The following is a 13,578-nucleotide window of genomic DNA, read 5'->3' as shown; positions in this document are numbered from 1 at the left end:
AATCTGCGGCCGCGAGGCCGCAGATTTCTCCTTTGCATGGCGGCCTTGTTTTTCGCCGGCCTCGGGTCTTCAAGCCTTGCCGACGGGGTGATGATCAAGGGCAAGGCGGTGGTCGCGCAGCTGCTGCTCGACCGCGCCTGGGGCAAAACCCTCTCCGGCGAGGCTGCCGTCAAACCATGGGGATGGGCCGATGTCTGGCCGGTCCTGAAAATCGAGGCGCCTCGGCTGCATAAAAGCGCCATTGTATTGTCCGGCGTCAGCGGCGAGGCGATGGCCTTCGGGCCGGGATTGATGTCCGGCCCGGCGCCCGGCGATCCGGGGCTGGCCATCATCGCCGCCCATCGCGAAACCCATTTCCGTTTTCTCCGCGACATAAGGATCGGCGATGAGGTCGCGGTGACGGATGCGTCAGGCGTGACGCGCATTTTCGCCATCACCGAAACCCGCGTCGTGAAAGCAAATCATTCGGGCCTTGAGGTTGAGGGCGGTCCGGCAAGGATCGCCCTTGTCACCTGCTGGCCGTTTGACGCGCAAAAGCGCGGCGATGACCGGTTTGTCGCAATCGGCGCGTTGCGCGCCGCAAAGCCTTCGAGCTGACCGGCGCGCGCCGCGCATGAGCGCGGGAACCGATGCCCGCCGCCAGTGTTCTTACGCCCATGTTATGGTGGCCAGTGTTCTTTTTGGAATACGGGAGTGTGCATTGGCGGGTTGGAGCGCGTAGGGTGGCGATATGAATAAAAATCAGAAATCTCCGCCTGAGAGTGGGCGGGCGCGCGGCCGGGTGATTGTCACCTATGGTCGCTCGCTCATGTCGCTCGCCATCGCCCGCTCTTTGCATGAGCGCGGGATCGAGGTCATCGGCTGTGACGATGTGGGCCTGACCGCGCTCTCCTTTTCCAAGAATATCAGCGACTATTTCACCCATCCGGTTCGCGCGGAAGATCCCGAAGGCTTTATCGAAACGATGCTGGAAAAGGCGAAGGAATATCGCCCCGATGACGGCAGGCCATATATTTTGATGCCGGCTTTCGAAGGCATGCGGTTCTTCTCGGAACATCGCAGCCGTTTCGAAGGGATCATCGACATCGCCGCCCCTGACTTCGCCGCCATCGACCGCGTCGATCCGAAGGACCATCTGATGAAATGGGCGGCGGAGCAGGACTTGCTCATTCCCCAGACCATCAAGGTGACGTCGCAAGAGGAACTGCGCGCCGCCGCCGGAGAGGTCCGGTTTCCGGTCATGCTGAAAGCGCCGGACAAGGTTGGCGGACGCGGTGTCACCAAGGCGGCGAATGCGGATGAATTGCTGGCGCAATATAAAAAGCTCGTCGCTGACCGGGCGCTGGTGCAGGAATTTGTTTCCGGCGTCGATTATTGCCACACGGTGATTTTCGAACAGGGCGTCCTCAGAAGCTCCATGGCCTATAAAAATCTGCGGCAATGGCCGCGCACCTCCGGCGCCGGGGTGTTGCGCGAGACGGTTGACGACGCGCCTTTCATCGAAACGTCGAAGCGCCTGCTCGGACCGCTCGGTTGGAACGGGATTGCTGAAATCGATTATCGCTGGTCCGAGGAGGAGGGCGATCCGGCCTATCTGATTGAGGTCAATCCGCGTTTCTGGGCGGGACTGTTTCACTCCATTCAGTCGGGCGTGGACTTTCCGTGGTTGCTTTACGAACTCACGGCGACGGGCCGCATCCAGTCGGGCGCCGACATTCATGTGGGCGAGCGCACGCGCATACCGGGCGTCGCCATGTTGTCGGCGGTCAATGATATCGCCCATTCGGAAACCGATTTCAGCCGCCTGCGCGACGCCTGGCGCGAAGCCGGCGCCAGCCTGAAAGAAGGTCATGTGGGCGAAGCGATGAAACGCTTTGCGGGGAATGTGAAAGAAATTGTCGATCGCGATGAAATCGCCTTCGCCCTGCTGGAGGCGGTCCATGAAGTGCGCGGCGCCAAGGGCGAAGTCACCTTCAATGAAGACCGAATGGCCAATCTCGGTTTTCTTTATGTCGTCAGCTCCCTGATGCGTCATGGCGAGCTGCCGCCGGAAATGAAACATTGACGCGTTCGCTATGACGGAAAAGCCGGTTATCGGAATCACCAAGCCCACGCGCGGCGACAATCTCGCTTATGCGGCGATCTGGCTGGCCGTGCGCCGCGCCGGCGGCGAGCCGCTCAGGCTGACCGCGATCCGTCCGCATACCGATAAATGGATCAGCGGACTGGTGCTGGGCGGCGGCAGCGATGTCTTTCCCGAACTCTATGACGGCCAGCCGCACCCTTCCGCGCAATATGACCGTGAACGCGACCGGATGGAGAAATTCTGGGCCCAGCGCGCGCGCGATGAGCGGCTGCCGGTGCTCGGGATATGCCGCGGCGCGCAGCTTTTGAATGTGGTCAATGGCGGCACGCTGCATGCGAATATCGCAGAGGTCTATAAGGATGTGGTCTATCCCAGCACCCTGCCGGGGCACATGTTTTACCGCAAGATGATCGAGATCGCTTCTGGCTCCTTGCTGGGGCGGATCATCGGCGAGCCGACGCGGAAGGTGAATTCAATTCACAAACAGGCGGTGGACCAGGTCGGCGAGGGGCTGGTCGTCACCGCTCGCGAAAAGAATGGTCTCATTCAGGCGATTGAGGACCCGGACTGCGATTATTATCTGGGCGTGCAGTTTCACCCGGAGTTTCTGCTCTATCGCAAAGGCGATCAGGCCATATTTGATGCGCTCGTCGAAGCAGCGTTCGCGCGCGACAAAGTGCGCCGCGACGCTATCGGCGATGCGCGGCCGCCGCATTATACGCCCCCAAGCTTCATTGACGGCAGCGAGGATTTCCGCTCCGATTGACGGACAAGTCCGGAGTCAAATTCAATGAAACGCCTTTCCTCGATTTCGCGCCGGGATTTCCTCGGCGGGGTCTCTCTTCCGATTGTGGCGGGGCTGGCGCCATCGGCGCTGTTCGGCTGCGCAAAGGACGCCGCCCCCGCGGGCTTTTACCCGCCGGGACTGACCGGCATGCGCGGCTCTCATGCGGGATCTTTCGAGACCGCCCATGCGCTCGCCTGGGAAGGCAAAAGCTGGGCGCGCCCGGAAACCCAGACCGATGCAGAGTATGATCTGGTGGTGGTCGGCGGCGGCATTTCAGGGCTTGCCGCCGCGCATTTCTGGCGCCAGCGCAAAGGCGCGGACCAGCGCATTCTCATTCTCGACAATCACGATGATTTCGGCGGCCACGCCAAGCGCAATGAATTCGATGTGGATGGTCAAAAGCTGATCGGCTATGGCGGCAGCCAGTCGCTTGACGGGCCGAGCAGCTGGTCAAAGGTCGCGCAGGACATGGTGCGCGAGATCGGCGTCGATCTGTCGAAGTTCTATAATTATTTCGACCGGGATTTTTATGCGCGCCGCAAGATGGGCTCCGGCATTTATCTCGACAAAACCCATTACGGCGCCGACCAGCTGATCGACGTGCCTTACGCCTTGTGGTCGGACGAGCCGGATCATGATCGCGCGCAGGCGGCGATCGCGGCATTGCCATGGCCGGAAGCGGCCCGTGCGAAATTTGCTGAACTGACGCTGGCGCCGCGCGATTATCTCGATGGCATGAGCGTGCCGGAAAAGATCGACCATTTGCGGAGCGTCAGCTTTGAGCGCTTCCTGATCGATCATGCGGGCGCGGGCGAAGAGATTGCGGTGCTGTTGCGCCGCTCGATCACCGGATTATGGGGCGTTGGCTGGGATGCCTTGTCCGCGCTGGAAGGCGCGCGGATCGGCATGCCAGGTACGGCGGGGCTGGGGATCGAAGGCGCGATCCCCGATCCGTATGAGCATGACGATCCTTACATTTTCCATTTCCCCGACGGCAATGCGAGCATTGCGCGGTTGCTGGTGCGGGCGTTGCGGCCCGATGTGTTGCCCGGCTCCACAATGGAGGACGCGGTTAAAGCGCAAGCGCGATACGACCTTCTGGACGCGCCGGATGCGGATGTGCGGATACGGTTGAGCGCGACGGCGGTGAATGCGCGCAATGGTGATGGCGGCGCTGAGATCACCTATGTGAAAGACGGCGAGGTTTTCCGGGTGCGCGGCAAGAACGCCGTGCTCGCCGGTTACATTCACATGCTGCCTTTCCTCTGCCCGGAGATGGGAACCGTGCAGCGCGAGGCGGTGGAGGTGCTTGAAAAGATTCCGCTGGTTTACGCCAATGTCGCCTTGCGCAACTGGCGCGCCTTCGACAGAGCGGGCTATCACCGGCTTTATTCGCCCCAGGGCTTGTTTGAATCGATTGCGCTTGATTTTCCGGTCAGTATGGGCGGCGTCAATTTCTCCCGCTCGCCCGGCAAGCCCGTTGTCGCGCATCTTCAATATGTGCCGACCGAGCCGGGACTTACCGAGCGCGAGCAGCACAAGGCCGGCCGCGCGAAACTCTACCAGATGACATTTGAGGATTTTGAAACGGCGATCGTCGAACAGATGACCGGCATGCTCGGCCCCTATGGTTTTGACGCCGAGCGCGACATCGCCGCGATCACCGTCAATCGCTGGCCCCATGGTTACGCCTATGAATATAACGAGCTTTATGACCCGACGACTTGGAGCCAGCGTTACGGGCCCCATGTGACGGCGCGCGCGCCGATCGGGCGCATGGCCATCGCCAATTCCGATTCTAGCGCGCTTGCCTATGTGCATGGCGCCATCGACGCCGCTGACCGCGCGGTGAATGAATTGATCGCCCTATAGGGCTTTCTTCAACGGCGTCAGATCGCTGAAACTGGCGTCGCGCTTTTCCGACTTGGCGATGTAGCTTTCCTTGATATCGTCGGCGCGCAACATGGCCGCGTTCCACAAGGCGATATAATCGAGCGTGTCTTCGGTCGTATGATCGCGGGCGTAATTGATCATCTGTTTGCACCCCGTAACCGCGAGCGGCGAATGTGCGGCGATCTTGCCGGCGATCTCCATCACTCCCGCCAGCAGCGCGTCATGGGTTTCGAAGACTTCATTGATGAGGCCGATCTCTTTGGCCTTGGCGGCGGGCACGCGTTCTGCGGTGTAGGTCATTTGCCGCGCCCAGCCTTCGGGGATAATTTTCGCCAGCCGCGGAAACGTGCCCACATCGGCGGTCATGCCGATGGCGGTTTCCTGCACGCAGAAAAACGCGTCGGCGCTGGCGTAACGGCAATCGCAGGCGCTTGCGAGATCGACGCCGGCGCCGACCGCGCCGCCCTGGATCGCGGCGAGCACGGGCTGGCGCGCTTTTTCAAGCGCAGAGAATGTTCCCTGCAATTCCTTCACTTTGAACCGGAAGGCCTCAGCCGCGACTTCGCGGTTTTCCGGCGGCGCATCCAGCGCGCCCGCCATGAACACGGAAATGTCCATGCCCGCGGTGAAATGTTTGCCTTCCGCAGACAAGACGATGACACGCGCTCGGGCATTGTCGGAGATCTCATTCACCGCATCGGGCAGCTCCCGCCAGAATTCCGGGGTGAAGGAATTGAATTTGTCAGGGCGTGAAAAGCGCAAATGGGCGATGCCGTCGGCGATATCGAGCGTGAAACAGCTATAGCTCATGAGTGGGGCCTTTTGATGCGGATTCTGGAATTCGCAGTTTCCATGATAAACTGGTTAACGCCAAGCAGCGACAGCAGCGCCGCAGCCGCATTATGGCTGTGTGTTTGCGGGCGGCATGCCGGTGGCGCCGATTATGCTTCATCGGTTTGGAATGCGTCTTTCGGGGCGTGAAGTCAGGGCGGGACGTTCCTATTGGGACTTTCCTGTCGGTGCGGCCTCCTCAGCGCCGCTCGCCAGTCCTGACATGATGAAGTTGAAGTGGACGCCGGGGCGACATGGCTCAGGATAAAGTAGCGGAGATCATCAAATTCACCGGCGCGGCGGGCGCGCCGGCGGAGCCCGTGGCGCCGGTTGAAGAAGCGGGCGAGCTAAGCGAAGCAAAACATGCGGGCGCTTATCTCGCCGCCGCGCGCGAGGCAGCCGGGCATTCTCTTGAGAGCGTCAGCGAAGCGATCAAGGTGAAAGCTGAACATCTTGAGGCGATCGAATGGATGCGCATCGACCGCCTTCCCGCGCTCCCTTATGCGGCCGGTTTTGTAAAAAGTTATGCGCGCTATCTGGGGCTGGATGCGGATGCGGTCGCCGCGCGCTTCCGCGCCGAGGCGGTCGGGGCGGCTTCCGCCGCCGGCGCGCAGGAGGCGAAACCCGCATCCTATGACGCGCCGCAAGAGGATGAGGGCGCGCGCATCATCTCTGTATTTGCGATCCTGGCGATTGTGCTTTTCGTGATGTGGGTCGGCTTTCAGGTGCTGTCCGGCGAAGAGGCGCCCCCGGCGGCGCAGCCGAAAATTGTCGTGACGAACCCCGCATCGCCGCGCCCCTTGCGCGCGCCCGCGCCGAGCAGCACGCCAGCAGAGGAGCCGCCGGCGGCAATCGATCAGAATGCGGAAGAAGTCTCCATAGACGCCGGTGCGCTGGAGCGTCAGCCAAGCGGCGAAGAAACGCCCCTGACCGCGCAGCCGCTGGAAAGCGAACCGGCGGCGGCGCCGCCCGCGAATGAGGCAACTATACAATCCGCGCCGCCGGAGCAAGCCGCGCCGGAACAGGCTGCGCCGCGCGAACGTCCCTTGCCGCGCCGTGCGCGCCCGGCGCCGGCGCCTGAGCCGGTGATTGAGCATGCGGAACTGGTGCGGTCGGTCGCGCCCGATTATCCGGAACGCTGCGCCCGCGCCGCCGGGGATGTGGAGGCGGTGACGGTGAATTTCGACATCAGCCAGGCGGGCCGCGCCACCAATATTCGCGTGTCCTCTTCAACCAGCGACTGTTTCGAAGAAGAGGCCTTGCGCGCGGTGGCGCGCTGGCGCTTCACGCCGAGCACGGTCAATGGCGCTGCGGCGGTCGAGACCGGCAAAAGCGCGACGCTGAATTTCCGCAAGTAATCGCTCAGGCGCGGCGTGAAAGCACCGGCGCGATGACCGAGCGCACAAAGCTCCACGAAAATTTATAGGCGAGGAATTTCACCACGCCGGGTCTTTGCTCGTCCCAGACAGGCGTGATCTCGTATTCGCCCGCATCGGGAAAATTCAGCGGCTGCAGGTTTTTCGCCCTGAGGAACGGGCAGACTCGCTGCGCATGGTCGGCGCAATCGCCATGCACCGGGCTTTCCGTCATCAGCCATGATGTGGCGCGCCCGCCCTTGTCATCCGTAAGCCGGAACGGAAAGAACACGCGGTCATCAGGCGGCGCGTGTTCGCCGCAGACCGAACATAAGAGCAGGCGGACGCACATGCGCTGGCGGATATGGTGCTGGGTTTTGAAAACCGGCTTGCCTTGGCCTTGCGCCGATGGTTGCCACGTCGCCAAGGCGCCGCCCGCAAACGCGCACGGCCTGACGCTGATCGCGCGCTCGGCGCTCCACAGCGTGTTCCACGGGACCGTGTCGCCGATGACGTAAGGCGAAGTCGCAAGGGGCGCCCCCGCAGCTTTGCGATGCAAGTGTTCCACGCCTGTCATCTCCCCCGTGATCTGCCCGGCGGGGCGTAGAGACTACGATAACCGGCTATTGACGGTGCTTACAATGGTACGGGAGTCGACCGTCATGCATCCGTAGGGCGGGTTGAGCCCGGCGAATGAATGCCGGGAGATACCCGCCAGCTTGCTTTACGACATCAGTGGAAGAAAGCCGTCGGAAGGCCGGTTTGCGTTCCTCCAGAGGAATGGAAGCCGGCTCACTCGGGAGGGCGATGATGGCGGGTATCGCTGACGCTCAACCCGCCCTACTTTGTTACTGTGGCGATCTTCAAATACTTCACCAAGGAAGCACATGCGTTGGCGCTCATCAAAAAGGGCGAGCTAATGCTGCAACCTCTCTCCCATTTCCGGGGGCGGGAGGCTGATGGCGTTCGGGGTGACCCGCGCGACGGCATTCTGACCTATGCGCCCCAGGGCGGGCTAATCATGAATATGGAGGACGGACGGGTTATCACGCTAGAGGGCGGCAGCTTCAACTCGTCGATCAATCAGAATGACATATTCGTCTATTGCGCCAGCATTCGGCTATCAGCGGAGCTAGCCGAAAAGTTTGGTGAGTTCTGCGTCGAGATACCTGATCCGGACGTGCTTGTGCGACGGCTGAAGCAGCGTGCCCATCCCACCTCTCAATTCGACTATGAGCAGCTTGTCTATGGCAAAGTTGATTATCGAGAGCATAGCAGAGAGCCGGGGATCGATTGGGCGCTTCCCGAAAGGCTCGTCCGCATCAAGTCCGAAGCCTTTGCTTGGCAGGACGAGTTTCGGATTGCTGTCGGTAAAAGGGATACCATGAACGTCGAAAACGTCGGCCTGACCATTCAGACCGGGCCTGCGGCTACCGTTTTCGAGCCGGTGCCTGGTCCAATCTTCCTGAGAGTTGGGAAGCTGACCGACTTTGTAACGCTGCATCGCTTCGAGTAGCAAAGCCTCTGGCGTAGGGTGGCCCCGGCTCTCAATAAACCCGCTTTTTCGGTTCGATATAGCTGATCTCGTCAGTCATGGTGAAGTCATGCACCGGGCGATAGTCGATGGTCGCTTTGCCATTGGCGAACCAGGCGGCGGTGTGCTTCATCCAGTTGGCGTCGTCGCGCTCGGGGAAGTCTTCGCGGGCGTGCGCGCCGCGGCTTTCCTTGCGGTTGGCGGCGCCTTCCATGGTGACGATGGCCTGTCCGATCATATTGTCGAATTCCAGCGTCTCCACGAGATCGGTGTTCCAGACCAGGCTGCGGTCGGTGACGCCGATATTCGGCGACGCGTCATAGACCTCTTTGATCTTTTCGCGGCCTTCCTCCAGCACTTCACCAGTGCGGAAGACGGCGCAATTATTCTGCATCACCGACTGCATGCGCGCGCGCAATACGGCGGTCGGCGTGTCGCCCTTGGCGTGACGGAATTTGTCGAGGCGCGCGAGGGCTTCGTCGGTCGCCCGTTGCGGCAGATCGGGGTTCGCGCCCTGGGCGTTCACCACTTCGCCGCAGCGCAGGCCCGCCGCGCGGCCGAACACCACCAGGTCGATCAGCGAGTTGGAGCCGAGACGGTTGGCGCCATGGACGGAGACGCAGGCCGCTTCGCCAATCGCCATCAGCCCCGGCACGACCGCGTCGGAATCCTCGCCGCGCTTGGTCACCATCTCGCCGTGATAATTGGTCGGGATGCCGCCCATATTGTAATGCACGGTCGGCAGCACCGGGATCGGTTCTTTGGTCACATCGACGCCGGCGAAAATTTTCGCGCTTTCGGAAATCCCCGGCAGGCGGCTCGCCAGAACCTTCGGATCGAGATGGTTGAGATTGAGATGGATATGATCCTTGTTCGGACCAACGCCGCGCCCTTCGCGGATCTCAATCGTCATGGAGCGCGAGACAACATCGCGGCTGGCGAGGTCTTTCGCGCTCGGCGCGTAACGCTCCATGAAGCGCTCGCCTTCTGAGTTGGTCAGGTAGCCGCCTTCGCCGCGCGAGCCCTCGGTGATGAGGACGCCGGCGCCGTAAATGCCGGTCGGGTGGAACTGCACGAACTCCATGTCCTGCAGGGGCAGCCCGGCGCGCAGGACCATGGCGTTGCCGTCGCCGGTGCAGGTATGGGCGGAGGTGCAGGAGAAATAGGTGCGGCCATAGCCGCCTGTGGCGAGGATCACCATCTTCGCGGAGAAGCGGTGAATGATGCCGGTGTCGAGCTCCCAGGAAATCACGCCGCGGCATTCGCCTTCGTCGGACATAATCAGGTCGAGGGCGAAATGCTCGATGAAGAATTTTGCGTTCTGCTTCACCGACTGGCCGTAAAGCGTGTGCAGGATCGCGTGACCCGTGCGGTCGGCGGCGGCGCAAGTGCGCTGGACCTGGCCTTCGCCGTAATTCTTGGTCATGCCGCCAAAAGCGCGCTGATAGATCTTGCCTTCTTCGGTTCGCGAAAACGGCACGCCCCAATGTTCAAGCTCATAAACGGCGGCGGGCGCGTGCTTGCAGAGATATTCAATCGCGTCCTGATCGCCGAGCCAGTCCGACCCTTTGACGGTGTCGTACATGTGCCAGCGCCAGTCGTCTTCCGACATGTTGCCCAGCGCCGCGGAGATGCCGCCTTGCGCCGCGACCGTGTGCGAGCGGGTCGGAAAGACCTTGGTCACGCATGCGGTTTTAAGGCCTGCCTGCGCCGCGCCCAGCGTCGCGCGAAGCCCCGCGCCGCCGGCGCCGACGACAACAACGTCATATTCGTGATCGACAATCTCGTAACTCGAAGTCATTGGAAAATCCCGGCGGCGTCAGCCTGCAAATGAAAGATTGTAGACGGCCCAGACAACGCCCGCGATGACGCTGAGCGATACGAGCCAGTTGAGAAGAGACAGGACGCCCTTGAGGCTCCCGTGAATATAGTCGGCGATGATCTCCGCCATGCCGATGCGCATATGCAATGCGCCAATCGAGATGAAGGCGGCGAGGGCGACCGCGTTGACGGGCTGCGCCGCCCATGCCCGCGCGGCCGCATGGTCAGCGCCGAGATGGGAAACGACGCTGATCAGGAACCAGATCGCGAAGGGGATGATCAGCGCGGCGGTGGCGCGCTGGACGATGAAAGTCGAGGTGCCTTTATGCGCCATTATTACGCTCCCATGCCGGCATAGCCGGTCCACAAGATGATGGCGGCGAGGATGACCGAACCGATATAGATCGCCCAGGCGGTCTTGCTCGCCGTCTTGGGGGCCAGGCCGCGGCCGGAATCCCAATAGAGATGGCGCAGTCCGTTCATCAGATGGAAGCACAGGGCCCAGACATAGCCCGCGACGATGATGAAGCCGATGGGCGAGGTCGCAAAACCCGCGACGCCGGCGAAAAGCGACGGGCTGAAGGCCAGGGCGTAGATCCACACCGCAAGCAGCAGCGAGCCGCCATACAGCACCACGCCGGTCCCACGATGGGTGATCGAAGCGGCCATGGTGACGGTGAACCGCCAAATCTGGAGATGCGGCGATAAAGGCCGCGTGGGTTGGGCGTCAGTGCTCATGAAAACCCCGGAAAGTCAGGTATTGAGAAGTTGCGGGCGAACATAGGCCGCCCCTTTTCCAAGTCAACGGAAACGGGGAGCGACAGATGCGCTTTGCGGCCCCGCCGGATTGCGCCAAGCCATTGCCAAGCCTGCGGTCTTTCGGCCATGCTGGGGCTCAGCGGGTAACAAGAGCGTGGGGTATTGGGGCATGCGAAACTTTCTGATGGCGGCGGCGGTCGCGATGGCGGTGGCGTTGTTGATGGCGCCGGTTGGGGCGGGGGCGCAAACCCTCGGTTCGGTCACTGGCGATCAGCTTGAAAATGCGCTGACCGAGGCGGGGCTCAGCCCTTCCATGATGGAAGATGCGGCGAATGGCGCGCCGGTGGCGCAGGGCAAGGCCGGGGATTTCGGCTTCTATGTTCGCGCGCTGTCCTGTTCAGGCTCGCCGGCGGCCTGCGAGACGCTCGTCTTTTTTGCAAATTTTGAATTGGGCCGCGCGCCGACGCCGGGTGACTATCGCATCGTCAACGGCTTCAACGACAGTCAGGTTTTCGGCCGCGCCTATGTGCTGGAGAACACCAGCGAGGTTGGCGTCGATTACGTCATCGAGTTGAATGGCGGCGTCAGCGAAGAGCACCTGTCGCAGAACATTTCGCGCTGGGCCGATGTGATCTCCGCCTTCGTGTCGAAATTCCAGGAAGGCGAGCCGACAAGTTAGGCGTGGCGCAGCAATGGCGGTCGCAAAAAAAACGGCGCATGAAGCGCCGTTTTTTTGTCGTGTGACGCGGGTCAGGCGTTTTTCTTGCGCCGTATGGCGGCACCGAGGCCAGCCATGCCGAACATCATAAGCGGCAAGGCGGCGGGCAACGGCACTTCGTTGGGATTGCCCGGGTCGATGATCGAACCGCCATCGGCGAAGATGTCGTATTTGTCGATTTTTCCGCCGAAATAGTCCGCCGCATAGACATAGCGGCCGTCAAAAGCGAGGCCTTCATAGCGGGAGTTCGAGAAGGCCTGGCAGCCGATAAGGGTGCCGCCAAGCGTGTGCACGCAAAGTTCGCGCGGGCTCTTTGCGTCGTTGACGACGACGATGTAGTCGATCCCATTCGTCGCCTGAATGCGCTCAACGCCTGAATAACCGCCGCCGCCGCCCAGGAATGGCGACACGCCGATAAAGGTCGAAAGATCACCCGACATGCGATAGACATTGCCGATATCCGGTGAAATCCAGAGCTCTCCATTGTCCCAGTCGAGACCGTCATTGAGGTTCAAAATCCCGGTATAGGGCGAGGCCGTAATTGTTTGCGTCGTCAGGTTGGTCCCGTCGCGGTCAAAGAAATAGACGTCGTTGTTCCGGGTCATGATCAGCTGCGAGCCGTTCCAGGCAAGCTCGGACCATGCCGGGCCGGTAAATGTCACGCCGGTATCGACACCGCCGGTCGTCATCTGGTGCACGATGTGGCTGGGGTCGGACCACCAGATATGCGTGCCGTCAAAGGCCAGGCCGAACGGGTTTGCCCGATTGTAACTGTCGATAAGCTGCAGCGTAATCTCCGCCGCCGACGCAGCGGCGCCAACGCCAAAAACTGCGCACAGGCTCGCGAGTGCCGCGAGCGCGTTTTTCCGTATCATGATTTTCTCCACCCAAAAAAGCCCGCAAGAATGCGGGCGGACACTGATTTAAATGTCGGAACTAGAGGGGAGGGATAGGGTCACGCCTGCCCCGGAAATTGCCGATAGTTGATCAGCATGGGAATAATATCATATTGCAACAGGCCGTCAAAGCAAATAATTGCAATGCTTTAAGTCTTTTTATTGACGTTTGCTTTTGTAAAAGGCTCGCGAAAACGCCAAGGTGGCTTGGTGGGGTTTTGCATTGTTTCCCGGCAGGCCGAGTTTGCGGCGGCGGTAAACATCTCGCGCCGGGCCGACGGCTAATGCGGCGTTTGCTTGCCTTGCGAAGCTGCGGCGCGCGCTTCCAGCCTGCGCTCGCCGGCATAACGAAGCTCACCCCAATAACGCGAAACGGGTCTTTCAAAATACATCCTATGTGATGAATTCTTCGGCCTTATGCATCAAGCGCAGGAAGATAGAGCGGGACTAAATCGCCGCGTTTTCTATGCTGCGTCATGGCTGAATCTCACGTTATTACAGGGTTGAAAGCTAGGCGGGCTTCTATAGCCGCAGAGCTTGATGAAATCGAACGCCAGAGGCGCGCTCTGTTGTCGAGCCTTCGACATGTAGATGCGACGCTCAGGCTTGTAGGCTTTGAAGGCGATCCAGAGGCCCTAGAGATCCGCAGGAAACGCCGCTTTATGTTCAGGCGTGGCCAGCTTCGCCGCTTTGTTTACACCGCAGAGCGTAAGCACGGTCCCGATATATCCAACCGCGCAATTGCCTCCATTATCCTCAAGGAAATGGGGTGGACGGAAGAGCCTGAATTAGTTGCGAAAATCGCCGATAAGGTGCGACATGCACGCAGCGCGATCAAAAGAAGGCCAAATCTACTCCCATAGGGGAGCAACGGACTCCACAATTCAGACGAACCGTG

General features: G+C 61.0%; 14 protein-coding genes. 8 read left to right on the top strand and 6 right to left on the bottom strand.

Annotated elements, in window-relative coordinates:
- Window positions 1-36 precede the first annotated feature (36 nt).
- From AC0L8G_RS01390 to AC0L8G_RS01375, 4 genes are all read left to right on the top strand, one after another.
- Entirely contained in the window at window positions 37-597 is a 561-nt protein-coding gene (locus AC0L8G_RS01390) for a class GN sortase (RefSeq protein ID WP_473386197.1), read from the top strand.
- Window positions 598-730: 133 nt separating this feature from the next.
- A complete protein-coding gene (locus AC0L8G_RS01385; RefSeq protein ID WP_473386196.1) occupies window positions 731-2,065 on the top strand; it encodes a carboxylate--amine ligase in 1,335 nt (444 codons plus the stop codon).
- A gap of 10 nt (window positions 2,066-2,075) precedes the next feature.
- Window positions 2,076-2,852, top strand: a complete 777-nt coding sequence (locus AC0L8G_RS01380) for a gamma-glutamyl-gamma-aminobutyrate hydrolase family protein (protein WP_473386195.1) — start codon at window positions 2,076-2,078, stop codon at window positions 2,850-2,852.
- A gap of 24 nt (window positions 2,853-2,876) precedes the next feature.
- Window positions 2,877-4,745 (top strand): NAD(P)-binding protein, encoded by a 1,869-nt coding sequence (locus AC0L8G_RS01375; RefSeq protein ID WP_473386194.1) that lies wholly within the window; start codon window positions 2,877-2,879, stop codon window positions 4,743-4,745.
- Here AC0L8G_RS01375 and AC0L8G_RS01370 read toward each other — a convergent pair.
- Window positions 4,740-5,576, bottom strand: coding sequence for a crotonase/enoyl-CoA hydratase family protein (locus tag AC0L8G_RS01370; RefSeq protein ID WP_473386193.1), 837 nt, complete (start codon window positions 5,574-5,576; stop codon window positions 4,740-4,742). The two genes, AC0L8G_RS01375 and AC0L8G_RS01370, sit on opposite strands and share 6 nt — an antisense overlap.
- Window positions 5,577-5,851: 275 nt before the next feature.
- Here AC0L8G_RS01370 and AC0L8G_RS01365 point away from each other — a divergent pair, with 275 nt between their 5' ends.
- On the top strand, window positions 5,852-6,955 hold the full coding sequence (locus AC0L8G_RS01365) for a TonB family protein (RefSeq protein ID WP_473386192.1): 1,104 nt from the start codon (window positions 5,852-5,854) through the stop codon (window positions 6,953-6,955).
- Window positions 6,956-6,959: 4 nt separating this feature from the next.
- On the opposite strand, the gene AC0L8G_RS01360 is transcribed toward AC0L8G_RS01365, so the two are convergent.
- A complete protein-coding gene (locus tag AC0L8G_RS01360; protein WP_473386191.1) occupies window positions 6,960-7,520 on the bottom strand; it encodes a hypothetical protein in 561 nt (186 codons plus the stop codon).
- A 324-nt stretch (window positions 7,521-7,844) separates the two neighbouring features.
- On the opposite strand from AC0L8G_RS01360, the gene AC0L8G_RS01355 reads away from it, so the two are divergent.
- Window positions 7,845-8,468 (top strand): hypothetical protein, encoded by a 624-nt coding sequence (locus tag AC0L8G_RS01355; protein ID WP_473386190.1) that lies wholly within the window; start codon window positions 7,845-7,847, stop codon window positions 8,466-8,468.
- A gap of 31 nt (window positions 8,469-8,499) precedes the next feature.
- Here AC0L8G_RS01355 and sdhA read toward each other — a convergent pair whose 3' ends face one another.
- From sdhA to sdhC, 3 genes are read right to left on the bottom strand one after another with little or no spacing between them, the layout of a single operon-like run.
- Complete coding sequence (gene sdhA / locus AC0L8G_RS01350; RefSeq protein WP_473386189.1) at window positions 8,500-10,287, bottom strand: succinate dehydrogenase flavoprotein subunit; 1,788 nt, start codon at window positions 10,285-10,287, stop codon at window positions 8,500-8,502.
- 18 nt (window positions 10,288-10,305) lie between these two features.
- The gene (sdhD, locus tag AC0L8G_RS01345; RefSeq protein WP_473386188.1) at window positions 10,306-10,641 is read right to left on the bottom strand and encodes a succinate dehydrogenase, hydrophobic membrane anchor protein; all 336 of its coding nucleotides are present in this window, start codon (window positions 10,639-10,641) and stop codon (window positions 10,306-10,308) included.
- A 2-nt stretch (window positions 10,642-10,643) separates the two neighbouring features.
- Entirely contained in the window at window positions 10,644-11,045 is a 402-nt protein-coding gene (sdhC, locus tag AC0L8G_RS01340) for a succinate dehydrogenase, cytochrome b556 subunit (protein ID WP_473386187.1), read from the bottom strand.
- A gap of 190 nt (window positions 11,046-11,235) precedes the next feature.
- Between sdhC and AC0L8G_RS01335 the strand changes: the two genes are divergently transcribed.
- The gene (locus AC0L8G_RS01335) at window positions 11,236-11,745 is read left to right on the top strand and encodes a type III secretion system chaperone family protein (protein WP_473386186.1); all 510 of its coding nucleotides are present in this window, start codon (window positions 11,236-11,238) and stop codon (window positions 11,743-11,745) included.
- A gap of 71 nt (window positions 11,746-11,816) precedes the next feature.
- On the opposite strand, the gene AC0L8G_RS01330 is transcribed toward AC0L8G_RS01335, so the two are convergent.
- Complete coding sequence (locus tag AC0L8G_RS01330) at window positions 11,817-12,659, bottom strand: VPLPA-CTERM sorting domain-containing protein (protein ID WP_473386185.1); 843 nt, start codon at window positions 12,657-12,659, stop codon at window positions 11,817-11,819.
- Window positions 12,660-13,156: 497 nt separating this feature from the next.
- Between AC0L8G_RS01330 and AC0L8G_RS01325 the strand changes: the two genes are divergently transcribed.
- Window positions 13,157-13,543, top strand: coding sequence for a hypothetical protein (locus AC0L8G_RS01325; RefSeq protein ID WP_473386184.1), 387 nt, complete (start codon window positions 13,157-13,159; stop codon window positions 13,541-13,543).
- Window positions 13,544-13,578: the final 35 nt, after the last annotated feature.

It is taken from the genome of Hyphococcus sp. D3-15 (assembly GCF_055809375.1).
The sequence above is the reverse complement of the archived record's forward strand: the minus strand, read 5'-3'. Positions and strand labels throughout refer to the sequence as shown.